Genomic DNA, 21,667 nt, shown 5'->3' on the forward strand with positions numbered 1-21,667 from the left:
GTACGAGAAAGGAGACAACACATGAAACCAGCTTTCAAATCCACGCTGAAGGCGGCCAGTGCCGGCGCGGTTGCATGCTTTGCGTTGAGCGCGTCGGCGGCCACCGTGACGATCGCGACGTTGAACAACCCGGACATGATCGAGCTGAAGAAGCTCTCGCCCGCATTCGAAAAGGCGAATCCGGACATCAAGCTGAACTGGGTGATCCTCGAGGAAAACGTGCTGCGGCAGCGCGCCACGACCGACATCACGACCGGCAGCGGCCAGTTCGACGTGATGACGATCGGCGCCTATGAAACGCCGCAGTGGGGCAAGCGCGGCTGGCTTGCGCCGCTCACCAATCTGCCCGCCAGCTACGATCTGAACGACGTCGTGAAGACGGCCCGCGACGGCCTGTCGAGCGGCGGCCAGTTGTACGCGCTGCCGTTCTACGTCGAAAGTTCGATGACCTATTACCGCAAGGATCTGTTCGACAAGGCCGGCCTGAAAATGCCCGATCAGCCGACCTACGACCAGATCGCGCAATTCGCCGACAAGCTCACCGACAAGGCCAACGGCATCTACGGCATCTGCCTGCGCGGCAAGGCGGGCTGGGGCGAAAACATGGCGTACGGCACGACGGTGGTGAACACCTTCGGCGGCCGCTGGTTCGACGAGAAGTGGAACGCGCAGCTCACGTCGCCGGAATGGAAGAAGGCGATGACGTTCTACGTCGATCTGCTGAAGAAAGACGGCCCTCCTGGAGCCAGTTCGAACGGCTTCAACGAAAACCTCACGCTGATGTCGTCGGGCAAGTGCGGGATGTGGATCGACGCGACGGTGGCGGCCGGCATCCTGTACAACAAGCAGCAGTCGCAGATCTCGGACAAGGTCGGTTTCGCCGCGGCGCCGATCGCCGTCACGCCGAAGGGTTCGCACTGGCTGTGGGCGTGGGCGCTGGCGATTCCGAAGTCGTCGAAGCAGCCCGACGCGGCGAAGAAGTTCATCACGTGGGCCACGTCGAAGGATTACATCGAACTGGTCGCGAAGGATGAAGGCTGGGCTTCGGTGCCGCCGGGAACGCGCAGTTCGACGTACGCGCGCCCCGAGTACCAGAAGGCCGCACCGTTCGGCGCTTTCGTGCTGAAGGCAATCGAAACGGCTGACCCCGATCACCCGACTCTCAAGCCGGTGCCGTACACGGGCGTGCAGTTCGTCGGGATTCCTGAGTTCCAGTCGTTTGGCACCGTGGTCGGTCAAAGCATCTCCGGAGCGATTGCCGGCCAGATGACGGTCGATCAGGCGCTGGCAGCCGGCAATGCGACCGCGGATCGCGCGGTGAAGCAGGCCGGTTATCAGAAGTGAAGCAGAAGTAACGCGGCAACCCAGCCACTTCAGTGATGTGGCACGCGCCGGCTGACGCCCGTCAGCCGGCTCACGCAGCACAGCGGGCCGTTCGCGCCGCGCTTCGCGCGGCAGACGCCGTTCCGGCGGACGCCCCGCGCATTACCGAACAGGTGGTCAATCATGCGTCCTTTGCGCCTACCTCTCATGCATGCCCATCCCCAGACAGAAAGAGAACGCGAACTCCGCAAAGCCAATTCGGCCCGCTGGCTGGTCTCGCCGTCGGTCGCCGTGCTGGTGCTGTGGATGGCGATTCCGCTCGCGATGACGATCTGGTTTTCTTTCTCGCACTACAACCTGCTGAACCCGGATCTGCACGGCTTCGCCGGCTTCGATAACTACCGGTATCTCGCGAGCGATCCGTCGTTCTGGCCGTCGATCGCGAACACGCTCGAACTGATCGTCTCCGTGCTGGTGATCACCGTGGTCGGCGGCGTGCTGATGGCGATCCTGTTCGACCGCAAGTTTTACGGCCAGGGTGTCGCGCGTCTGCTCGCCATCGCGCCGTTCTTCGTGATGCCGACGGTGAGCGCGCTGATCTGGAAAAACATGATCTTGCATCCGGTGTACGGCCTGATCGCGCAAGGCATGCGCGCGATCGGCCTGCAGCCGATCGACTGGTTCGCCGTCTATCCGCTCACGGCGGTGATCATGATCGTCGCGTGGCAATGGCTGCCGTTCGCGTTCCTGATTCTGTTTACCGCAATCCAGTCGCTCGATCAGGAGCAGAAGGAAGCGGCGAAGATCGACGGCGCGGGTCCGTTCTCGATGTTCTTCTACATCACGCTGCCACACTTGAGACGGGCGATCGCGGTGGTGGTGATGATGGAGACCATTTTCCTGCTGTCGATCTTCGCCGAAATCTATACGACCACGGGCGGCGGTCCGGGTAACGCGACCACCAATCTGTCGTACCTGATCTTTTCGCTGGGCCTGCAACAGTTCGACGTCGGTCTTGCGTCGGCGGGCGGCATTCTCGCTGTCGTGCTGGCCAACATCGTGTCGTTCTTCCTCGTGCGGATGCTCGCGAAGAACCTGAAAGGGGAGTACGAAAAATGAGCCACGTTGCCTCCACTCCGGCGTCCTCGACGACGCCCATGACCGTGCCGGCGAAGTCGCCGTTCGACGCGATCCGCCGCGGTATCCCCGGCGTGATCGCCTGGCTGGTCGCGTTGCTGCTGTTCTTCCCGATCTTCTGGATGACGATCACCGCGTTCAAGACCGAGCAGCAGGCTTATGCGTCGTCGCTCTTTTTCACGCCGACGTTCGACAGCTTCCGCGAGGTGTTCGCGCGCAGCAATTACTTTCTGTTCGCGTGGAATTCGATCCTGATCTCGGTGGGTGTCACGCTGCTGTGCCTGATTCTCGCCGTGCCGGCGGCTTATGCGATGGCGTTCTTCCCGACGCGCCGCACGCAGAAAGTGTTGTTGTGGATGCTGTCGACCAAGATGATGCCGTCGGTCGGCGTGCTGGTGCCGATCTATCTGCTGTGGAAAAACAGCGGCCTGCTGGATACGGTGTCGGGTCTGGTGATCGTCTACACGCTGATCAATCTGCCGATCGCGGTGTGGATGTCGTTCACGTACTTCGCCGAAATTCCGCGCGACATTCTCGAAGCCGGACGTATCGACGGCGCCGCGACGTGGCAGGAAATCGTCTATCTGCTGATGCCGATGTCGCTGCCGGGACTCGCGTCCACCGCGCTGCTGCTCGTGATCCTGTCGTGGAACGAAGCGTTCTGGAGCATCAACCTGTCGAGTTCGAACGCCGCGCCGCTGACCGTGTTCATCGCGTCGTATTCGAGTCCTGAAGGTTTGTTCTGGGCCAAGCTGTCGGCGGCTTCGCTGCTGGCGGTCGCGCCGATCCTGATCGTCGGGTGGTTGTCGCAGAAGCAACTGGTGCGCGGCCTCACGTTCGGGGCGGTCAAATGACGCCAGGCAAGCTCGCGCTGATCTGCGATTGCGACGGTGTGCTGATCGACAGCGAAGCCGTGGCGGCGCAGATGCTCGTGCAGGAACTCGAAGCGCGTTGGCCCGATACCGTTGTCGAGCCGGTGGTGCTGCCGCTGCTCGGCCTGCGCATCGAGAGTGTGTTGCAGGGGACGGCGGCCCAGCTCGGCAAAAGCTTGAGCGCCGCTGACATCGACGCGATTCGCCGCGCGGTGGAAGCGGCGGCGATAGAGGCGCCGGTGGTCGAAGGCATCGAGGCCGCGCTGGCCCAGGTGCCGCTCGTCAAAGGCTGCGCGAGCAACAGCTACCGGCCGTACGTGGAGGCTGTTCTGGCGCGCACGGGCCTCGTGCGGTTCTTCGGCGAGCGGCTCTTCTGCGCCGACGCGGTGCCGAATCCGAAGCCCGCGCCCGATGTCTATCTGGCGGCCGCGCAAGGGCTCGCACTCGCGCCGTCCGCGTGCCTCGTGGTGGAGGACAGCGTGACGGGCGTGACGGCGGCGAGCGCGGCGGGCATGACGGTACTCGGTTTTGTCGGCGGCGGCCACGCGAGCGATGCGCAGATCGACAGGCTGCATGCGGCTGGCGCGCGTCACGTATTCGACGACATGCAGCAGTTGCCTGATCTGGTCGCGCAATGGACGCTGAGCGCGACGGCGGCGGCGCCTTGAGCGCCTGCTTACGGCGACGAAAACTGAACGCAAAGGCACGCATAGGCAATACCCAGACAACACCCAGGCAACACACAGCATTACACGGAGACAGATCATGGCAAGCGTAACTCTGCGCAACATCAGAAAGGCCTACGACGAGAACGAAGTGATGCGCGACATCAACCTCGACATCGCGGACGGCGAATTCGTCGTATTCGTAGGCCCGAGCGGCTGCGGTAAATCGACCTTGATGCGGATGATCGCCGGTCTCGAAGACATCAGCGGCGGCGATCTGACCATCGACGGCACACGCGTGAACGACGTGCAACCCGCCAAGCGCGGCATCGCGATGGTGTTCCAGTCGTACGCGCTGTATCCGCACATGACGCTGTACGACAACATGGCGTTCGGCCTGAAGCTTGCGGGCACGAAGAAGCCGGAGATCGACGCGGCGGTGCGCAACGCGGCCAAGATCCTGCACATCGACCATCTGCTCGATCGCAAGCCCAAGCAGCTGTCGGGCGGCCAACGCCAGCGCGTGGCGATCGGCCGCGCGATCACGCGCAAGCCGAAAGTGTTCCTGTTCGACGAACCGTTGTCGAACCTCGACGCCGCGCTGCGCGTGAAGATGCGCCTCGAATTCGCGCGTCTACACGACGAACTCAAGACCACGATGATCTACGTGACGCACGATCAGGTCGAAGCCATGACGCTGGCCGACAAGATCGTCGTGCTGTCGGCGGGCAATCTCGAGCAGGTCGGCAGCCCGACCATGCTGTATCACGCACCCGCCAACCGTTTCGTCGCGGGCTTCATCGGGTCGCCGAAAATGAACTTCATGGAAGGCGTCGTGCAGTCGGTCACGCATGACGGCGTCACGGTGCTCTACGAGACGGGTGAAACGCAGCGCGTCGCGGTTGAGCCGGGCGCGGTCAAGCAGGGCGACAAGGTGACGGTCGGCATCCGGCCCGAACATCTGCATGTGGGCACCACCGACGACGGCGTGTCGGCCCGCACGATGGCGGTCGAATCGCTCGGCGACGCGGCGTATCTGTATGCGGAATCCAGCGTCGCGCCGGACGGCCTGATCGCGCGGATTCCGCCGCTCGAACGGCACGGCAAGGGCGACACGCAAAAGCTCGGCGCCACGCCCGACCACTGCCATCTGTTCGACAGCGAAGGGAAAGCATTCCAGCGTAAGATCGTCGAAGTGCTGGCCGCGTGAGGTTCGGGAAAGCGGCGGGCGCGCCGCTTTCCGTTCATTCACGCTCAGAAAACGCTCATGCCCGCCTATGTGGTCATCACGCGCGAGAAAACCCTGGACTCCGCCAAGCTGGAAGAATACAAACAGATCGCGCCCGCAGTCTTCGAACAGCATCCGGTGATGATGCTGGCGAGTCACGGGCGCAAGGAAGTGGTGGAAGGGCCCGCGATCGAGGACATTCTGATTCTCGAATTCACCGGCTACGATGAAGCGCTGGCGTGGTATCGAAGTCCGGCGTATCAGGCCGTGAGCGAGACGCGCCTGAAGGGCGGCGATTACCGGATCATCATTACCGAGGGGCTGCCGCTGCTGTAATGCGGTGGGGTCCCGCTTTCCTTTGCTGCTCTCACGCAGGCCGCCATCCGCGAACCGGCGTACGAGACTGTCTGTCTGGCTAACGCGTACGGCCGAACGCGTACAGCCCGCAAAGCCGCAACGCTCACGCTTCCAATGCCGCCCGCGCGCACAACTCGTCGGTCACCAAACCCGACAGCCAGCCACCCTTGAGCACCGCGATCAGCGCTTCGCGTTTGCGCTGCCCGCCGGCGAAACCGATCGTCGGGCGGCGCGGCGGCGCGTCGAGTGCGATGCTCGTCACACGGCGGCCGGTCGGCGATTCGACGTGCGCGCCGGCGGCATCGATCGGCAGTCCGAGCATTTCCGCCACCGCGCCGTTCTGCATCAGCTCCTTCACTTCCGCCGACGTGATGAAGCCGTCTTCGTGCAGCGGACACTTCGGCCCGATATTGCCGATCCCGACGAACGCGACATCGGCTTGCGCCGACAGCGACTCGACGATCCGGTACAGCCGGTGATTACACCACTGCGCGCGCTCGGCTTCGCTATCGGCGAGCAGCGGCGCGGGCAGCAGGAAATGCTTGCCGCCCGTCTTCTCGGAAATGTGCAGCGCGACGTCGTAGCGGTTCGACGAGCCGTCCTGCGCGATCGCCCCGACCATCGACACCAGCCGGTGCTGCGGACGGTCCAGTTGCGCGATCTGATCGACCGCGGCCTTCAGCGTGCGGCCGCTGCTCACCGCGACCACCATCGGCTTTTCGGCGGCGAGATAGCGTTCCATCACCTGCGCGCCGGCCACCGCCAGCTTGCGGTCGACTTCGTCGGATGTGTCGCCGTCGATCGGCACGACTTCGCACAGGCTGAGGCCGTAGCGCTTGGACAGTTGTTCCGCCAGCGACAGACAGTCGGCCAGTTTGTGATCGACACGCACGCGAATCAGATTCTTTTCCACCGCGAACGCGACCAGCCGTTGCGCGACCGGGCGAGAGACCTGCAGCTTCTCGGCGATTTCGTTCTGGGTATTGCCGGCGACGTAGTAAAGCCACGCCGCACGCGTAGCGAGATCTAGTTTTTCTGTGGACTTGGGCACGGTAACGGTTCGCTTGAAGTGCGCCGATGATAACAGCCGGTCCGCCCCTCTCAACGGCAGCCGGCCGTGGTTTGCCGCTGGCTCAGGCGAGCGGCGCTCGCGCCGGATCGAACAGCGGCCGCACGTGACGGTACAGCGCGCGATAGGCTTCGAGCCGCGTGCGCAACTCCGCATGCCGGCGCGGATTCGGCGTGAACTCCTTTTCGATTGGCGGCTTGGTCAGCACCGTGGCTGGATCGCCGCCCGCGGCCAGCCAGCCGAGTCGCGCCGCGCCGAGCGCCGCGCCGGTTTCGCCGCCGCCGTGTTTGCGGGTTGCGGTATCGAGCGCATCCGCCAGCAGTTGTGCCCAGTAATCGCTGCGCGCGCCGCCGCCGAGCAGCGACAGCGCCTTCGCTTCGGTGCCGGCCGCGCGCAGCGCGTCGAGGCCGTCGGTGAGCGCGAGCGTCACGCCTTCGAGCACCGCATAGCCGAGCAACGCGCGATCGGTCGCGTGGTTCATGCCGAAGAACACGCCTTGCGCATACGGGTCGTTGTGGGGCGTGCGTTCACCGGACAGATACGGCAGGAACAGCGGCGCGGTGGTCAACGCGTCGGCGGGGAGCGCCTCGATTTCGGCGAGCAGGGTCGGCTCGTCGGTGGAGGTGAGCTTGCAGACCCAGCGCAAACAACTCGCCGCCGACAACACCACGCTCATCTGATGCCAGCGGTCCGGAATCGCGTGACAGAAAGCGTGCACAGCGGACGCCGGGTTCGGCCGGAAACTGTCGCCGACCACGCACAGCACACCCGACGTGCCGAGCGACACGAAGCCGTCGCCCGGTTGCGTCGCGCCGATGCCGATCGCGCTGGTGGCGTTGTCGCCGCCGCCGGCCGCGACGATCACCCCGTCACGCAAACCGAATTCGCGCGCGACTTCGGGCAGCAGCGTGCCGGAAGGCGCGCTGCCTTCGGCGAGGGCCGGCATCTGCGCGCGCGTCATGTTGCATGCGGCCAGCAGCGACTCCGACCAGTCGCGTTTGGCGACATCGAGCCACAAAGTGCCGGCCGCATCCGACGGATCGGACACCTTGCCGCCCGTCAGCTGCAGGCGCAAATAATCTTTCGGCAGCAGCACGCAGGCGGTGCGCGCGAAGATCTCGGGCTCATGACGCGCGACCCACAGCAGCTTCGGCGCGGTGAAACCCGGCATCGCCAGATTGCCGGCGACGCTGTGCAGGTCCGGCGCGCGCTCGGTCAGCTCCGCGCACTCCTTGTCGCTGCGCATGTCGTTCCACAGGATTGCGGGGCGCAGCACGCGGTCCGCGGCATCCAGCAGCACCGCGCCGTGCATCTGCCCCGACAGGCCGATGCCGCGAATCTGCGCGAACTCGTCGGGATGCCGCGCGCGCAGTGCGGCGAGCGCCGCGCGCGTGCCCGTCCACCAGTCCTCGGGGTTCTGTTCGGCCCAACGCTGATGCGGACGCGAAACGGTAAAGGGCGAGCCTGCGGTGCCGATCACGCGTCCATCGGAGGCGAGCAGCAGAACTTTCACTTCGGACGTGCCGAGGTCGATGCCGAGATACATGGGCGCGAAACCTTCGTCGTTAGGGATGCGCTACTTTAGCCGCACATGCCGCGCGCTGCCATGCGCATTAAGCCTGGCAGCGCGCGTGATTCGAAAGAGAGCGCGGTGCGGTGTTCAAATCGCGCCGCGTTTGGCGAGCCAGACATCGACGCGCGCGAGCGCACCCGCGAGCGCCGCTTCCAGTTCCGGGGTCTGCGCCATGCTGCCCCACAGCAGACGGTCCGCGGCGAAAGCCTGCAACGGATCGGGCGCCGTGAAGAAGCTGTGCGCGACGCCCTCGTCCATCACGCCGTCCTGATACGCATACGGCAGCTTGCCCAAGTGCCAGCGTTCGAGAAAGCGGAAGAACAGCGCGGGCAGTATCGCCGTCGCGGCGGGCGTGGCGCCGCGTTCGAAACACTCGGAGAGCGTCGGCGCGATGAAACCCGGCAGCTTGGAAAAACCGTCGGCCGCGACACGCTGGTTGGTGTCCTGGATATACGGATTACTGAAGCGTTCGAGCACCACGTCGCGATACCGTTCCAGATCGAGCGGACTCGGCGACAGACACGGAATCACGTCCTCGGTCACGTAGTCGAATGCGAACTGGCGAATGTCCGCGTCGAGCGTGCCTTCGTGAATGTAGTTCAGCCCGACCAAGGTGCCCGCCCACGCGATGCAGCTGTGCGTCGCGTTGAGAATGCGGATCTTCGCTTCCTCGTACGGCAGCACGGAGTCGACCAGTTCGGCGCCGACCTTCTCCCATGCCGGGCGGCCAGCGATGAAGCGGTCTTCGATCACCCACTGGATGAACGCTTCGCTCATCACCGGACACGCGTCGTCCACACCGGTCGCGGCCTTGACGCGCTCGCGCACGTCGGGCGTCGGGCGCGGCGTGATGCGGTCGACCATCGAACTCGGGCATACGGTGTGGTCGTCGAACCATTGCGCCAGTCCGGCGGCGCCGCGCCGTTCGAGAAACTCGCTCATGCCCGCGTGAAAACGTTCGCCGTTGCTGCGCAGGTTGTCGCAAGTCTGCAGCGTGACGGGGCCCGCGCCGCGTTTCATGCGTGCGTCGAGAATCGCCGCCAGCGCGCCGTAGATCGTGGTGTGGCCGCCTTTGAGGTCGGTGGCGAGATCGGCGTTCGCGGTATCGAGCCGGTCGTCTTCGTCGAGGTAGTAGCCGCCTTCGGTGACGGTGAACGCGATGATCTTGCAGGCCGGATCGGCGCCGGCTTCGATCAGCGCGCCGAGGTTTTCGGTCCACGGCACTACGCGCTCGATCGAACGGATCGTCTCGTATGCGCGCTCGCCCTGAGGCGTAACGGTTTCGAGCGTATAGACGCCGTTTTGCGCGGCGAGCGCGTCGAGCACCGCGTTCATGTCGCTGCGGATGTTGCCGACGGTCAACGACCAGTGCGGCTCGCCGGCCGGTTTCGCCTCGTTCAATCGATGCAGATACCACGCCTGATGTGCGCGATGAAACGATCCCGCGCCGATGTGCAGGATCACGTGTGCGGCTGCGCCGCTGCCTTGCCCGCTGTTCATGTGTGTCTCCTGTGTCGATCGGAGTTAGCGCTTTAGCGCTTACTCCGATCCCATAAAATTGGTCGCCGGGTTAGCGCTTTAGCGCTTACTCCGATCCCATAAAATTGGTCGCCGGGTTAGCGCTTTAGCGCTTACTCCGATCCCATAAATTGGTCGGTGGGTAGCGCTTTAGCGCTTACTCCGATCCCATAAATTGGTCGGTGGGTTAGCGCTTTAGCGCTTACTCCGATCCCCTGACCGGTGCAGTTGCTCGCACGGCTCCGAGCGTACGTTCATCGTGGATGGAGCATTTGCTCTGTATGTGAGCGAATGATCGTACCCAGCGAAATGAAAGTCAAGGCGGCGCGACAGGGTTTTCGTGGCGCAGCGCGGCGTGGCCGGGCTCGGCCCGCTGCGTGCGGTCCCTCGCCGGGCGCGCGCAAGCGGCTCGCGGTGGGTATTGCATTGCGTCAAATTTGACGCCGGACGCGCCAGGATTAACCCGAATGCAAAAAAGTATGGGTTCACGGTCTCATTCTTAGTGGTGCCCGGCGCGTTTGAAGGCTACTTTTCGGTCTACAAGACGAAGATCAGCGGCCGGTTCGACGGCCGCTTCATGGAGGCAGACTGTGCAACCCGATCTGGAAATCGTGGCCGTGCGCCGCGACGAATCGTTCAAAGTGTGGTCGCATGGCTATCCGTACAGAACGGTGCGCTGGCACTTTCATCCGGAATACGAAATTCATCTGATCGTCGCGACCACCGGCAAGATGTTCGTCGGGGATCACATCAGCAGCTTCGCGCCCGGCAACCTGGTGCTGATCGGGCCGAACCTGCCGCACAACTGGGTCAGCGACGTGCCGGAAGGCGAGACCATCGCGCAGCGCAACCTGGTCTTGCAATTCGGGCAGGCGTTCGTGTCGAGCTGCGTCGACAGTTTTCCGGAGTGGCGCCAGGTCGAAGCGCTGCTGGCTGACGGGCGCCGCGGCGTGTCGTTCGGCGCGCGCACCAGCGCGGCGATCCAACCGCTGTTCATGGAGTTGCTGGCGGCGCGCGGATTGCGCCGGCTCGTGCTGTTCATGTCGATGTTAGAGATCCTGACGAATGCCGAGGACCGCGAGACGCTCGCGAGTCCCGCGTATCAGGCCGACCCGACCGGCTTCGCGTCGACCCGCATCAATCACGTGCTGTCGTATATCGGCAAGAACCTCGCTAACGAGTTGCGCGAATCGGATCTGGCGCAGCTCGCCGGCCAGAGCGTCAGCGCGTTCTCGCGGTATTTTCGCCGCCATACCGGCTTGACGTTCGTACAGTACGTGAACCGGATGCGCATCAACCTCGCATGCCAGTTGCTGACCGACGGCGACCTGAGCGTGACCGATATCTGCTTCAAGGCGGGCTTTAACAACCTGTCGAATTTCAACCGGCAGTTCCTCGCGATGAAGGGCATGGCGCCTTCGAAATTCCGCCGCTATCAGCAACTGAACGACGCGAGCCGCGACGCGTCCGAAGAAGCCGCCGCGCGTGGCGCGGGCATCGACGACGCGCCGGCCATCGTGCTCGCGCCGGTGCTGCCGCGCAGTGTCGCCGCGGCTTATCCGTTCACCTAGCCTGCAGTTAGCCAGCAGCCAGCGCGCGGCTGCGTGATCCGTCGCCGGGCTGCGAGCCGCAGCGTTTTACTTCAACAGCGTTTCAATACGTCTCACGCTGTGTGCGCACCGCAGGTGACGCGTCTGTCCGGCGCGGGCATGGCGCGCGTGAAGCTCATCGTCTACACCTTTCGCCGGTTTGACTTCCGCGTTCGCCGCGATCGCGCTCACCGCTCGTTTGATGAGCGGCCCGCCGAGCGCGGGCGTCGGCTTCGAACTCGACGCGATCGCCGCAGTTGTGATGGGCGGCAATTCGATCCCGGGCGGCCGCGGCTCGATCATCGGCACGTTGATCGGCGCGCTGCGGCTCGGCGTGAATCGTCGGTGCAGAACGTGATCGAGAGCGGAATCATTCTGCTCGCGATCTATATCAGCCGTGACCGAAGAAAGTAACTCTCTCCACTCATTCCTTCCTTGGCAGGACAATGCAATGACGACTCAAACCGACCAGCCGAACATGACCGCCATCGTCTGTCATGCGCCGAAAGACTATCGCGTCGAACAGGTGTCGAAGCCGCGCGCCCGCGCGCACGAACTCGTGATCCGCATCGCCGCGTGCGGCATCTGCGCGAGCGACTGCAAGTGTTACTCGGGCGCGAAGATGTTCTGGGGCGGCCCGAGCCCGTGGGTGAAGGCGCCGGTGATTCCGGGGCACGAGTTCTTCGGCTACGTCGAAGAGATCGGCGAGGGCGCAGCCGAACATTTCGGCGTGAAGCAGGGCGAGCGCGTGATCGCCGAACAGATCGTGCCTTGCGGCAAATGCCGGTATTGCAGATCCGGGCAGTACTGGATGTGTGAGGTACACAACATCTTCGGCTTCCAGCGCGAAGTCGCGGACGGCGGCATGGCCGAGTACATGCGGATTCCGCCGACGGCGATCGTGCACAGGATTCCTGACGGCATCTCGCTTGAAGACGCGGCGATCATCGAGCCGCTCGCCTGCGCGATCCACACGGTCAATCGCGGTGACGTGCAACTCGACGATGTATTGGTGATCGCGGGCGCGGGTCCGCTTGGTTTGATGATGACGCAAGTCGCGCACCTGAAGACGCCGAAGAAGCTGGTGGTGATCGACCTCGTGGAAGAGCGCCTCGCGCTCGCGCGTGAGTACGGCGCGGACGTGACGATCAATCCGCAGAAGACCGACGCGCTCGCGATCATCCATTCGCTCACCGACGGCTACGGTTGCGACGTGTACATCGAAACCACCGGCGCGCCGATCGGCGTCAACCAGGGCATGGAGCTGATTCGCAAGCTCGGGCGTTTTGTCGAGTTCTCGGTGTTCGGCGCGGATACGACGCTGGACTGGTCGGTGATAGGCGACCGCAAGGAACTCGACGTGCGCGGCGCGCACCTCGGACCCTATTGCTATCCCATCGCAATCGATCTGCTGGCGCGTGGACTCGTCACGTCGAAGGGTATCGTCACGCACGGCTTTTCGCTGCAGGAGTGGGACGAGGCGATCAAGGTCGCGAACTCGCTCGATTCGATCAAGGTGTTGATGAAGCCGCGTACGTGAGCAGGAACGTGAACGTCAGTCGTGCAAGAGGGCGCGACGTGGCCCGCAAAGGCGCACAATCTGATCGGACTGATCGGGCGCGAAGCGGCCGAGGGCGGCCGGGTCACGTTGATCGATCGCGCGCAGCCCAACGCGCGGCGACTGCCGTTGGTCGAACAGCGCTTCGGTGTTTAAACAGACTTGTATCCGGCTCTGAAGCCGGTCATGCATCGGTTGCCATCATCATGAATACGACCTTTGATTTTTCCGGCCGCTCGATTCTCGTGACGGGCGCTTCAAGCGGAATTGGCCGCGCAACGGTCGAAGCGTTGTGCGCGGCGGGCGCGAGTGTCGTCGCCGCGGCGCGCAACGTGAACGAGCTCGCGCGGCTGGCCGAGGAAACCGGCTGCGAACCGCTAAGGCTCGACGTGAGCGACGAAGCCGCGATCGACGACGCGCTGGCTTCGCTCGACGTGTTCGACGGACTCGTGAATTGCGCCGGGATAGCGTTGCTCGAACCAGCGGTGGACACCACGGGCGCGAGCTTCGATCGCGTGATGGCGGTGAACACGCGTGGCGCGGTACTGATCGCGAAACACGTGGCGCGCGGAATGCTCGACGCGAAACGCGCGGGCAGTATCGTGAACGTTTCGAGTCAGGCGGCGCTGGTGGCGCTTGACGATCATCTGAGTTATTCCGCTTCGAAGGCCGCGCTCGATGCGGTGACGCGTGCGCTGTGCATCGAGCTGGGGCCGTTCGGGATCCGCGTGAACAGCGTCAATCCGACCGTCACGTTGACACCGATGGCGGTGCAGGCGTGGAGCGAGCCCGCCAAACGCGAACCCGCTTTGAAGGCGATTCCGTTGCGGCGCTTTGCCGAATCCGCCGAAGTCGCCGCGCCGATCCTGTTTTTGCTGAGCGACGCGGCGTCCATGATCAGCGGCGTTTGCTTGCCGATCGATGGGGGCTATACGGCCAAGTGAGCCCGGTTTTGCACAGCCCCGTTGCGCTTGCTACAGCATCGTCCTCACATGCCAAAGCTCGGGAAACAGCACCACGTCCAGCATCTTGCGCAAATAGGTCGCGCCGCTCGTTCCGCCGGTGCCCTGCTTGAAGCCGATGATCCGCTCGACCGTGGTCACATGCCTGAAGCGCCATTGCCTGAACGCGTCTTCGAGATCGACCAGTTCTTCGGCCATCTCGTACAGCTCCCAGTGCCGCGACGGATTGCGGTACACCTCGAGCCAGGCCGATTCGACCGACGCGTCGTGAGTGGTAGGCTGGGTCCAATCCCGCTCCAGCCTCGAAGGGGCAATCGCAAAGCCGCGGCGTGCTAGCAGGCGGACCACTTCGTCGTAGAAAGAAGGCGCTTCGAGCGCGGTCTTCACCTCGGCGAACACGTCCGCGCGATGCGCATGGGGCTTGAGCATCTGCTCGTTCTTGTTGCCGAGCAGAAACTCGATCTGCCGATACTGGTACGACTGGAAGCCGGACGAACTGCCCAGATAAGGCCGCATCGCGGTGTATTCGGACGGCGTCATCGTCGCGAGCACGCTCCACGCCTGCACCAGCTGCTCCATGATCCGCGACACGCGCGCGAGCATCTTGAACGCCGGCGGCAGTTCGTCGCGGTGCACCGCCTTTAGTGCGGCGCGCAGTTCATACAGCGCGAGCTTCATCCACAGTTCGCTCGTCTGATGCTGGATGATGAACAGCATCTCGTTGTGATCCGGCGACAACGGGTGCTGCGCATCCAGCACTGTCCCGAGCGACAGATAATCGCCGTAGCTCATCGATTCGGAGAAGTCGAGCTGCGCGTCATGCCAGCCGTCGTCAGCGGCATCGGCAGCTTTGGCCGTGGATGTTGCAAGTGAAGCCGCAGCGGAAGCAGCCGAAGCCGAGGCCCGCCCATGCCCAAACGGACATCCCTGGGTGACGGACTCTTCCGGCAAACCCGGTGTTTGCATGTGATCGGTCATCGCGCGCTCCTCAGGTCACGGCGCCGCGAGCGGCGAATTCAGGTGCTCGCCAGGTCTCTTGCGTGAGCACTTCGCGCAAGGTTTCGACGGCGTCCCATACATCGACGAAGCGCGTATACAGCGGCGTAAAGCCGAAGCGCAGCACATGCGGCTCACGGTAGTCGCCGATCACGCCACGCGCGATCAGCGCTTGCATCACCTCATAGCCATGCGGATGTTCGAAGCTCGCATGCGAGCCGCGCTGCGCATGCTCGCGCGGCGTCACGAGCGTGAGCGGAAACTCGCTGCAACGCGCTTCGACCAGTTCGATGAACAGATCGGTCAGCGCGAGCGACTTCTTGCGGACCGCCTGCATGTCGGTTTGCAGGAACACGTCGAGCCCGCATTCGACCAGCGCCATCGACACCATCGGTTGCGTGCCACACAGGAAGCGGCCGATGCCGTCATCCGGCCGATACGCCGGGTCCATCTCGAACGGTGCACGATGACCCCACCAGCCGGACAGCGGCTGCGCAAATTCGTTCTGATGGCGCTTGGGCGCCCACACGAACGCGGGCGAGCCGGGACCGCCGTTCAGATACTTGTACGTGCAGCCGACCGCGTAGTCCGCACCGACGCCGTTCAGGTCGACCGGCACCGCGCCCGCCGAATGCGCGAGATCCCACAGCGCGAGCGCGCCCTTGTCGTGGATCAGCTTCGTCAGCGCGGCCATGTCGTGCATATAGCCGGTACGGTAGTTCACGTGCGTGATCATCGCGATGGCGGTGTCGTCGCGGATCGCCGCGGGCAACTCGGACGGCTCGTCGACGAGGCGCAGTTCATAGCCGCGGTCGAGCTGCTCGATCAGGCCTTGCGCGATGTACAGATCGCTCGGAAAGTTCGAACGCTCGGAAACGATCACGCGACGCTTCGGATCGCGCGCCTGCGCGACCCGCACCGCGGCGGACAGCAGCTTGAACAGGTTGACCGAAATCGTATCGGTGACGACCACTTCGTCGTCGGCCGCGCCGATCAACGGCGCGAGCTTGTTGCCGAGACGGCGCGGCAGTGCGAACCAGCCGGCGTTGTTCCAGCTGCGGATCAGGCCTTCGCCCCATTCGGCGGCGATCACGGTCTGCGCGCGTTGCGCGGCGGCGGCCGGCGGCACACCGAGCGAATTGCCGTCGAGATAGATGGTGGTCGGCGACAGCGCGAACTGGTCGCGCAGCGTCGCGATCGGGTCGGCGCTGTCGAGCGCCAGTGCTTCGTCACGGTGATTCATGGTGGTTCCGTCGGTTAGATCAGTGAGGTTCAGCGAGGCCGCCGGGTTCGGCGCGGCCCGGCGCGGTTCAGCGCGTCGGGGGCAGCGCGCGCAACACCGCGCGCACCGGACTCGCGTCGAGCGTGGTCAGCTTGAGCGGCAGCGCGATCAGTTCGTAATCGCCGGCAGCGACGGCATCCAGCACGACGCCTTCGAGGATCGCCATCCGATGCGCGCGAATCCGGCGGTGAGCGTCCATCGTTTTCGATTCCTGCGGGTCGAGCGACGGCGTGTCGATGCCGATCAGCTGCACGCCTCGCGACGCGAGCAGGTCGATGCTGTCCGGCGCGACCGCGCAGAACGCGCTGTCCCAGGCGGTCGTCGGCGCGTTTTTGTAAGTGCGCAGTAAGACTCGCGGCGGCAGGTCGTCGAGCGAGCCGGTCAAGTGTTGTGGCGTCACAACAGGCGACGCGCCGATGCAATGAATCACCCGGCATCGCCCCAGGTAGGCATCGAGTGGCACCTCGCCGATTGCCGCGCCCTCGGGGTCGTAGTGCAACGGGGCGTCGGTATGCGCGCCGGTGTGCGGCGACAGCGTCAGCCGCGCGACGTTGACTGGCGAGCCCGCCTCCATGCGCCACATGCGCTCGATGCCGACCGGCGTGTCGCCGGGCCAGACGGGCGTCGCGGGATTGACGTCGGGGGTGATGTCCCAGAGTGTTTGCATGTCTCCATCGATGAATTGTGGCTATGCGGGAATGATAGGCGGCCTGCTGCAAAATGTGATTGCGAAAAAATCACCTTCTGCCCGCTGTCTTGGAACATAATTTGAGTCAAACGGGAAAGGGAGACCGAATATGAACGCGATCTCGCTCGATGCCACCGATTGCCGTATCTTGACGGTGCTCCAGCAAGAAGGACGAATCAGCAATCTCGATCTCGCGGAGCGCATTTCGCTCTCGCCGTCGGCTTGCCTGCGGCGCTTGCGGCTGCTGGAAGAGCAGGGCGTCATCGAACATTACCGCGCGTGTCTGAATCGTGAAGTGCTGGGTTTCGAACTGGAGGCGTTCGTCCAGGTGTCCATGCGCAACGACCAGGAGAACTGGCACGAGCGTTTCGCGGACGCGGTGCGCGACTGGCCGGAAGTGGTCGGCGCGTTCGTCGTGACCGGCGAGACCCACTATCTGCTGCGGGTTCTCGCGCACAACCTCAAGCACTATTCGGATTTCGTGCTGCAGCGTCTGTATAAGGCGCCGGGCGTGATGGATATTCGCTCGAATATCGTGCTGCAGACGCTGAAGGAAGATTCGGGCGTGCCGGTGTCGTTAGTGAAGAAAACCGGGCACGGTGCGGCGCATAACGACCGCTGAAGAGAGGGGCTGGCCGCGCCGAAGCGCGGCCGACCATTCACAATGGCTTGAGCCCGTGAAACCGCCCGTTCTGGAACACCAGCGGCGATATGTCCGCCCCATTTTCATGCACGCCGCAGCGTTCCACTTCGCCGACGAAAATCACGTGATCGCCTTCCTGGTAGCGGCTGCGGTTATGGCATTCGAACCACGCGAGCGCGCCGTCGAGCACCGGCATGCCGGTATCGCCCTGCGCGTGCGACACCCCTTCGAAGCGGTTGCCCCTGACGGTCGCGAAGCGTTTGCATAGATCGAGCTGCGAGGCGGCCAGCACGTTCACCACATAGTGGCTGTTGGCCTGGAACACCGGCATCGACGCCGAGCGGGTGGCCAGGCTCCATAACACGAGCGGCGGATCGAGCGACACCGAGTTGAATGAACTGGCCGTGATGCCGATCAATTGGCCCGACTCTGCTCGCGTTGTAATGACGGTGACGCCGGTGGCGAATTGGCTAAGCGCCTGTTTGAAGGCGCTCTGGTCGAAATTGGGTGGACTGGCGCGCTTCATCAGGCGACGGCTCCGCGCGTTAGCGGGGCCGAAGCCGGACAGAACCCATCGCGCGCATGCTCGGAAACAAATGATTCGAAAGTCATAGTGAAAGTCGTCGATTTGTCCCAATTTTAACTGCAATCGGGGCGCGCGGGCCGCGACCCCAGCCGGTGAGCGGAAAACCCGCTAAGCTGACAAGTCCAGTTCGTGGCACGAGCGTTGCGGCGGTGCAAGACCGGCATAGGCCGACCATCAGCATGAAGGAGCGAGCAGCATGAGTCAGACAGGCGAAGTCGCCACCCTCGGTGGCGGGTGTTTCTGGTGCCTCGAAGCGGTGTATCTGGGCGTCGACGGCGTGAACGCGGTGGAGTCGGGCTATGCGGGCGGCCAGACCCGCAATCCGACCTATGAGCAGGTGTGCGACGGCGAAACCGGCCACGCCGAAGTGGTGAAAGTCGACTTCGATCCGGCGAAGATCAGCTATCGCGAGATTCTCGATATTTTCTTCGCGATCCACGATCCGACGCAGCTCAACCGACAGGGCAACGACGTCGGCACGCAGTACCGGTCGGTCATCTTCACGCATTCGGATGCGCAGCGCGAGACGGCTTTGCAGGCGATCCGCGAGATCGGCGAACAGGGGATTTACGACGGGCAGATCGTCACTCAGGTGCTGCCGCTCGACGGCAACTACTGGTCCGCCGAGGCTTATCACCAGAACTATTTTGCGCAGCATCCGAATCAAGGGTACTGCTCGTTCGTGGTGGCGCCGAAAGTGGCGAAGTTTCGTCAGAAGTTCGCGCACAGAATCAAGGCGGGCTGAGGGCAGTCCGGCTGCGCGATGCCGGGCCTTGCGCTCGGGACCGGGCAAGCCGTTCACGCTCGCTCTGGTGCTTCCAATCCGCGTTGAATGGGCGCTCGCTGGGCATGCACGGAGGGCTCCGGAAGGGGGCCTTCCCTAAGCTAGTGCCGTGCCGCCCGGCCTGCCTGACCTAGGCAGCCGGTGCGTCGCCCGGTTCGCCGTCTCCGGTCTGCTGTTCCCGCTCGTCCGAAGGCGGCTCGTCGTCCTCATGTTCCCGGTTGTGAGCCTGACGCGCATACGCCTCGGTAATCGCGCGCGCCAGTTCCACGCAGCTTAACGGCGCCGACCCTTCCGCCTTGTTGTTGATCGCAATCACCACCGGCTGGCCCGCCAGCGCGTAGCGCGCGGCCAACTCGGCGAGCGATGCGCGAGTCGCGGGGTCCTGGTCGACCAACTGCTTGAACGGCTCGTATTTCGCCTTCGCCTGTTCGTATTTGAAGCCGCCATGCAGACTCCAGCGCACGATCAGCGGCCCGGCCGGCTCGCCGTCCAGCAGCGCCAGCGCGGCGGCCTGGCGCAGCGGGTCCGGCATCCGCGCGTGAATACCCACGCAATAGCGCACGCCCGCCGTTTTCAGCGTGCGGATGAAGCGCGGCGTGAGCAGGCTCGCATCGCGGATTTCGATCGCATAGCAGGTGCCGTGGGGCAGCTTCGGCAAGGCCATCAGGAATTCAGCCAGGCGTTCGATGAATTCCGCCGGCTGCGCCAGCATCTGATCCGGCAGCGGCGAAAGCTGGAACACCAGCGCGCCGGCTTTCGCGCCGAGCCCTTCGACGCAGGGCGTGACGAATTCGTCGATCGCCATTTGCGCGTTCAGGAAACACGGGTTCAGCGAGACCGGTTCGCCGTGTCCGGCGCGCACGGTGGCATCGGTGACCGTCATCGGCGCCTTGACGATGAAGCGGAAATGCTCGGGGACCTGCTGCGCGTAACGCAGATAATCGGTGACGGGCAGCGCCTGATAGAACGACCGGTCGATGCTGACCGTCCTGAGCAGAGGATGCGCGCTGTATGCCGTGAGGCCCTCGCGCGAGAGTTTGCTGTTGCTGTATTCGTCGCCGTAGACGATGCCGTTCCAGCCCGGAAACGACCAGGTCGACGTGCCGAGGTGGATTTGCGGCGCGAGTTCTGCCGCGAGCGCGAGCAGTTCGGCCGACGGCGGGGCGGCGAGGATTTCGCGGGCGCGGCGTTTTTTCGGCGCGCCTGCGGGGATTGAGGCGGCGCTCGGAGCAGATTGCGCGGCGGCGCTGTCGAGGGCCTCTTCGTCCTCGTCCTGCCAGAGCGAGGCGGCGGCGCTGGGCTCATGGACCTTGGCGCGCGCCTGACGCCGGCGCTCGGGTGCGGGCGCGGCTCCAGTTTGTGCGGTCGTGGCAGGCGCTTCGGCGGCAGACCGGGAAGCATCGGCCGACGACGCGCGCCACAATTTTCCGCCATGAGCATCCGCCTGCGCCGGCGCGTCCGCCAGTGAAGGCGCCGGCTCCAGCGGCAGCCCGAACAGATCGAACTGCACGGCTTCGCCGCTGGCGTCATCGCCGTCGTTCGCGCCGCTTGCCGGCTGCTCAACTTCGCTTGTCCTGCTCTGGTCCATCGATGTCCGGCCCGCCATTCAACCGTCTTATAGCGGCTTTTCGTACATGTAGCGGCGCGACCACGGCAAGGTTTTCGCGCTGCGGCCGGCTTTGCGGCACACCACCTGGTAGATCGAGATGTCGTCGGTTTCGAACGCGTATGCGCAGCCCGCGAGGTACACGCGCCAGATGCGGAATTTTTCGTCGTCGACCAGTTTGCGGGCTTCGTCCGCATGCGCTTCGAAATTTTCCGCCCACAGGTTCAGCGTGTGCGCATAGTGACGGCGCAGGCTTTCGACGTCAACCGCTTCGAGCCCGCCGCGCTGCATTGCTTCGAGCGCGAGGCTGATATGCGGCAATTCGCCGTCCGGAAACACATAACGGTCGATGAATTCGCCGCCGCCGAGCGCGGTCTCGCCGCTGTCCGAATCGCTCGACGTGATGCCGTGATTCATCGCGACGCCGTCGTCGGCCAGCAACTCGCGGATCTTCTGGAAGTAGCCCGGCAGATTCTTGCGGCCGACATGCTCGAACATGCCGACGCTGGTGATGCGATCGAATTGCCCTGTGACGTCGCGATAATCCTGCAGGCGAATTTCAATCTGTCCTTCCAGACCCGCCGCTTTCACCCGTGAAGTGGCGAGATCGAACTGGTTCTTCGAGAGCGTCACGCCGACGCATTTCGCGCCGAATTTCTGCGCCGCGCGCAGCACGAGCGCGCCCCAGCCGCAGCCGATGTCGAGCAGACGCTGCCCCGGCTGCACCTGGATTTTGGTGAGGATGTGGTCGATCTTCTTGATTTGCGCGGTGGCGAGATCTTCGTCGCCGTTCTCGAAGTACGCACACGAGTAGACCATGTTCTCGTCGAGCCACAGCTTGTAGAACTCGTTCGAGACGTCGTAGTGATACTGGATCGCCTTCTTGTCCGACGCCTTCGAGTGATGGAAGTAACGTCGCACGCGCGCCAGCTTGCTCGCGCTGGTCACGGTGTTGCGCGCCAGCTGATAGCTGACATTGATGATGTCCGACAGCTTGCCTTCGATGTCGATCTTGCCCTTCACGTAGGCCTCGCCGAGATTGTCGAGGCTCGGTTCGAGCAGATAGGGCAGCGCCGTGGCGCTTTTCACATGCAGCGTGACCTGCGGGGCGGCGAACTGCCCGAAGTCATGTTGCTGGCCATCCCACAGCACGAGGCGTGCTGGCAGGTTAGCCCTGGTTTTTACCTCTTCCACCCATTGCGCCAGCTTCTTCTCCCAGAACATGTGATCT

Annotated in this window: 21 protein-coding genes and 1 pseudogene; 13 read left to right on the plus strand and 9 right to left on the minus strand. The window is 64.0% G+C overall.

The genetic code is table 11. The annotated features are described in order from the left end of the window. Positions 1–21: 21 nt before the first annotated feature. The 6 genes from PQR02_RS23290 (at position 22) to PQR02_RS23315 (ending at position 5,561) form a co-directional block, all read left to right on the plus strand. Positions 22–1,344, plus strand: a complete 1,323-nt coding sequence (locus tag PQR02_RS23290) for an ABC transporter substrate-binding protein (RefSeq protein ID WP_408236442.1) — start codon at positions 22–24, stop codon at positions 1,342–1,344. Between the two features lie 162 nt (positions 1,345–1,506). After that, a complete protein-coding gene (locus tag PQR02_RS23295; protein ID WP_408236445.1) occupies positions 1,507–2,442 on the plus strand; it encodes a carbohydrate ABC transporter permease in 936 nt (311 codons plus the stop codon). A 38-nt stretch (positions 2,443–2,480) separates the two neighbouring features. Continuing rightward, on the plus strand, positions 2,481–3,314 hold the full coding sequence (locus PQR02_RS23300; protein ID WP_408236555.1) for a carbohydrate ABC transporter permease: 834 nt from the start codon (positions 2,481–2,483) through the stop codon (positions 3,312–3,314). Then, positions 3,311–4,000, plus strand: a complete 690-nt coding sequence (locus PQR02_RS23305; RefSeq protein ID WP_408236448.1) for an HAD family hydrolase — start codon at positions 3,311–3,313, stop codon at positions 3,998–4,000. The genes PQR02_RS23300 and PQR02_RS23305 overlap by 4 nt, the downstream gene beginning before the upstream one ends. 97 nt (positions 4,001–4,097) lie before the next feature. Next, on the plus strand, positions 4,098–5,207 hold the full coding sequence (locus PQR02_RS23310) for an ABC transporter ATP-binding protein (RefSeq protein WP_408236451.1): 1,110 nt from the start codon (positions 4,098–4,100) through the stop codon (positions 5,205–5,207). A gap of 57 nt (positions 5,208–5,264) precedes the next feature. Then, a complete protein-coding gene (locus PQR02_RS23315; protein ID WP_408236454.1) occupies positions 5,265–5,561 on the plus strand; it encodes a DUF1330 domain-containing protein in 297 nt (98 codons plus the stop codon). Positions 5,562–5,685: 124 nt separating this feature from the next. On the opposite strand, the gene PQR02_RS23320 is transcribed toward PQR02_RS23315, so the two are convergent. The 3 genes from PQR02_RS23320 to dalD all read right to left on the minus strand — a co-directional run bounded on the left by PQR02_RS23320 (position 5,686) and on the right by dalD (position 9,724). Continuing rightward, positions 5,686–6,633 (minus strand): sugar-binding transcriptional regulator, encoded by a 948-nt coding sequence (locus tag PQR02_RS23320; protein WP_408236457.1) that lies wholly within the window; start codon positions 6,631–6,633, stop codon positions 5,686–5,688. A gap of 82 nt (positions 6,634–6,715) precedes the next feature. Further along, entirely contained in the window at positions 6,716–8,197 is a 1,482-nt protein-coding gene (gene xylB / locus PQR02_RS23325) for a xylulokinase (protein ID WP_408236460.1), read from the minus strand. Positions 8,198–8,311: 114 nt separating this feature from the next. Then, positions 8,312–9,724 (minus strand): D-arabinitol 4-dehydrogenase, encoded by a 1,413-nt coding sequence (dalD, locus tag PQR02_RS23330; RefSeq protein WP_408236463.1) that lies wholly within the window; start codon positions 9,722–9,724, stop codon positions 8,312–8,314. A gap of 608 nt (positions 9,725–10,332) precedes the next feature. On the opposite strand from dalD, the gene PQR02_RS23335 reads away from it, so the two are divergent. The 5 genes and pseudogenes from PQR02_RS23335 to PQR02_RS23355 all read left to right on the plus strand — a co-directional run bounded on the left by PQR02_RS23335 (position 10,333) and on the right by PQR02_RS23355 (position 13,833). After that, a complete protein-coding gene (locus PQR02_RS23335) occupies positions 10,333–11,313 on the plus strand; it encodes an AraC family transcriptional regulator (protein ID WP_408236466.1) in 981 nt (326 codons plus the stop codon). A gap of 117 nt (positions 11,314–11,430) precedes the next feature. Then, positions 11,431–11,745 (plus strand): annotated as a pseudogene (locus PQR02_RS23340) (ABC transporter permease subunit); the annotation flags it as partial. 37 nt (positions 11,746–11,782) lie between these two features. Beyond that, entirely contained in the window at positions 11,783–12,871 is a 1,089-nt protein-coding gene (locus PQR02_RS23345; RefSeq protein ID WP_408236469.1) for an alcohol dehydrogenase catalytic domain-containing protein, read from the plus strand. 21 nt (positions 12,872–12,892) lie between these two features. After that, positions 12,893–13,045 (plus strand): hypothetical protein, encoded by a 153-nt coding sequence (locus PQR02_RS23350; RefSeq protein WP_408236472.1) that lies wholly within the window; start codon positions 12,893–12,895, stop codon positions 13,043–13,045. Positions 13,046–13,095: 50 nt separating this feature from the next. Further along, the gene (locus PQR02_RS23355; protein WP_408236475.1) at positions 13,096–13,833 is read left to right on the plus strand and encodes an SDR family oxidoreductase; all 738 of its coding nucleotides are present in this window, start codon (positions 13,096–13,098) and stop codon (positions 13,831–13,833) included. Positions 13,834–13,863: 30 nt separating this feature from the next. Here PQR02_RS23355 and kynA read toward each other — a convergent pair whose 3' ends face one another. From kynA to kynB, 3 genes are all read right to left on the minus strand, one after another. Continuing rightward, the gene (kynA, locus tag PQR02_RS23360; RefSeq protein WP_408236478.1) at positions 13,864–14,829 is read right to left on the minus strand and encodes a tryptophan 2,3-dioxygenase; all 966 of its coding nucleotides are present in this window, start codon (positions 14,827–14,829) and stop codon (positions 13,864–13,866) included. Positions 14,830–14,839: 10 nt separating this feature from the next. Further along, entirely contained in the window at positions 14,840–16,090 is a 1,251-nt protein-coding gene (kynU, locus tag PQR02_RS23365) for a kynureninase (protein ID WP_408236481.1), read from the minus strand. 67 nt (positions 16,091–16,157) lie between these two features. Next, complete coding sequence (gene kynB, locus PQR02_RS23370) at positions 16,158–16,796, minus strand: arylformamidase (RefSeq protein ID WP_408236484.1); 639 nt, start codon at positions 16,794–16,796, stop codon at positions 16,158–16,160. Between the two features lie 130 nt (positions 16,797–16,926). Here kynB and PQR02_RS23375 point away from each other — a divergent pair, with 130 nt between their 5' ends. Beyond that, complete coding sequence (locus tag PQR02_RS23375) at positions 16,927–17,439, plus strand: Lrp/AsnC family transcriptional regulator (RefSeq protein WP_149671899.1); 513 nt, start codon at positions 16,927–16,929, stop codon at positions 17,437–17,439. A gap of 37 nt (positions 17,440–17,476) precedes the next feature. Here PQR02_RS23375 and PQR02_RS23380 read toward each other — a convergent pair whose 3' ends face one another. Continuing rightward, on the minus strand, positions 17,477–17,986 hold the full coding sequence (locus tag PQR02_RS23380; protein WP_408236488.1) for a flavin reductase family protein: 510 nt from the start codon (positions 17,984–17,986) through the stop codon (positions 17,477–17,479). 256 nt (positions 17,987–18,242) lie between these two features. Between PQR02_RS23380 and msrA the strand changes: the two genes are divergently transcribed. After that, positions 18,243–18,791, plus strand: a complete 549-nt coding sequence (gene msrA / locus PQR02_RS23385) for a peptide-methionine (S)-S-oxide reductase MsrA (RefSeq protein WP_149671897.1) — start codon at positions 18,243–18,245, stop codon at positions 18,789–18,791. 169 nt (positions 18,792–18,960) lie between these two features. Here the strand turns inward: msrA and PQR02_RS23390 are convergent, their stop codons facing one another. Together PQR02_RS23390 and PQR02_RS23395 are read right to left on the minus strand one after the other, a co-directional pair. Then, entirely contained in the window at positions 18,961–20,418 is a 1,458-nt protein-coding gene (locus PQR02_RS23390; RefSeq protein WP_408236492.1) for a DUF72 domain-containing protein, read from the minus strand. A gap of 27 nt (positions 20,419–20,445) precedes the next feature. Next, on the minus strand, positions 20,446–21,660 hold the full coding sequence (locus PQR02_RS23395) for a class I SAM-dependent methyltransferase (RefSeq protein WP_408236495.1): 1,215 nt from the start codon (positions 21,658–21,660) through the stop codon (positions 20,446–20,448). Positions 21,661–21,667 lie beyond the last annotated feature (7 nt).

This window comes from Paraburkholderia sediminicola, assembly GCF_046026895.1.
GTDB classification, from domain to species: Bacteria; Pseudomonadota; Gammaproteobacteria; order Burkholderiales; family Burkholderiaceae; genus Paraburkholderia; species Paraburkholderia sediminicola_C.

Coding starts and splice junctions, on each gene's coding strand:
- PQR02_RS23295 (WP_408236445.1), top strand. CDS start 1,507: ATGCGTCCTTTGCGCCTACCTCTCATGCATGCCCATCCCCAGACAGAA.
- PQR02_RS23305 (WP_408236448.1), top strand. CDS start 3,311: ATGACGCCAGGCAAGCTCGCGCTGATCTGCGATTGCGACGGTGTGCTG.
- kynA (WP_408236478.1), bottom strand. CDS start 14,829: ATGACCGATCACATGCAAACACCGGGTTTGCCGGAAGAGTCCGTCACC.
- kynU (WP_408236481.1), bottom strand. CDS start 16,090: ATGAATCACCGTGACGAAGCACTGGCGCTCGACAGCGCCGACCCGATC.
- PQR02_RS23290 (WP_408236442.1), top strand. CDS start 22: ATGAAACCAGCTTTCAAATCCACGCTGAAGGCGGCCAGTGCCGGCGCG.
- msrA (WP_149671897.1), top strand. CDS start 18,243: ATGAGTCAGACAGGCGAAGTCGCCACCCTCGGTGGCGGGTGTTTCTGG.
- PQR02_RS23300 (WP_408236555.1), top strand. CDS start 2,481: ATGACCGTGCCGGCGAAGTCGCCGTTCGACGCGATCCGCCGCGGTATC.
- xylB (WP_408236460.1), bottom strand. CDS start 8,197: ATGTATCTCGGCATCGACCTCGGCACGTCCGAAGTGAAAGTTCTGCTG.
- PQR02_RS23315 (WP_408236454.1), top strand. CDS start 5,265: ATGCCCGCCTATGTGGTCATCACGCGCGAGAAAACCCTGGACTCCGCC.
- PQR02_RS23395 (WP_408236495.1), bottom strand. CDS start 21,660: ATGTTCTGGGAGAAGAAGCTGGCGCAATGGGTGGAAGAGGTAAAAACC.
- dalD (WP_408236463.1), bottom strand. CDS start 9,724: ATGAACAGCGGGCAAGGCAGCGGCGCAGCCGCACACGTGATCCTGCAC.
- PQR02_RS23390 (WP_408236492.1), bottom strand. CDS start 20,418: ATGGACCAGAGCAGGACAAGCGAAGTTGAGCAGCCGGCAAGCGGCGCG.
- PQR02_RS23380 (WP_408236488.1), bottom strand. CDS start 17,986: ATGAAGCGCGCCAGTCCACCCAATTTCGACCAGAGCGCCTTCAAACAG.
- PQR02_RS23375 (WP_149671899.1), top strand. CDS start 16,927: ATGAACGCGATCTCGCTCGATGCCACCGATTGCCGTATCTTGACGGTG.
- kynB (WP_408236484.1), bottom strand. CDS start 16,796: ATGCAAACACTCTGGGACATCACCCCCGACGTCAATCCCGCGACGCCC.
- PQR02_RS23310 (WP_408236451.1), top strand. CDS start 4,098: ATGGCAAGCGTAACTCTGCGCAACATCAGAAAGGCCTACGACGAGAAC.
- PQR02_RS23355 (WP_408236475.1), top strand. CDS start 13,096: ATGAATACGACCTTTGATTTTTCCGGCCGCTCGATTCTCGTGACGGGC.
- PQR02_RS23345 (WP_408236469.1), top strand. CDS start 11,783: ATGACGACTCAAACCGACCAGCCGAACATGACCGCCATCGTCTGTCAT.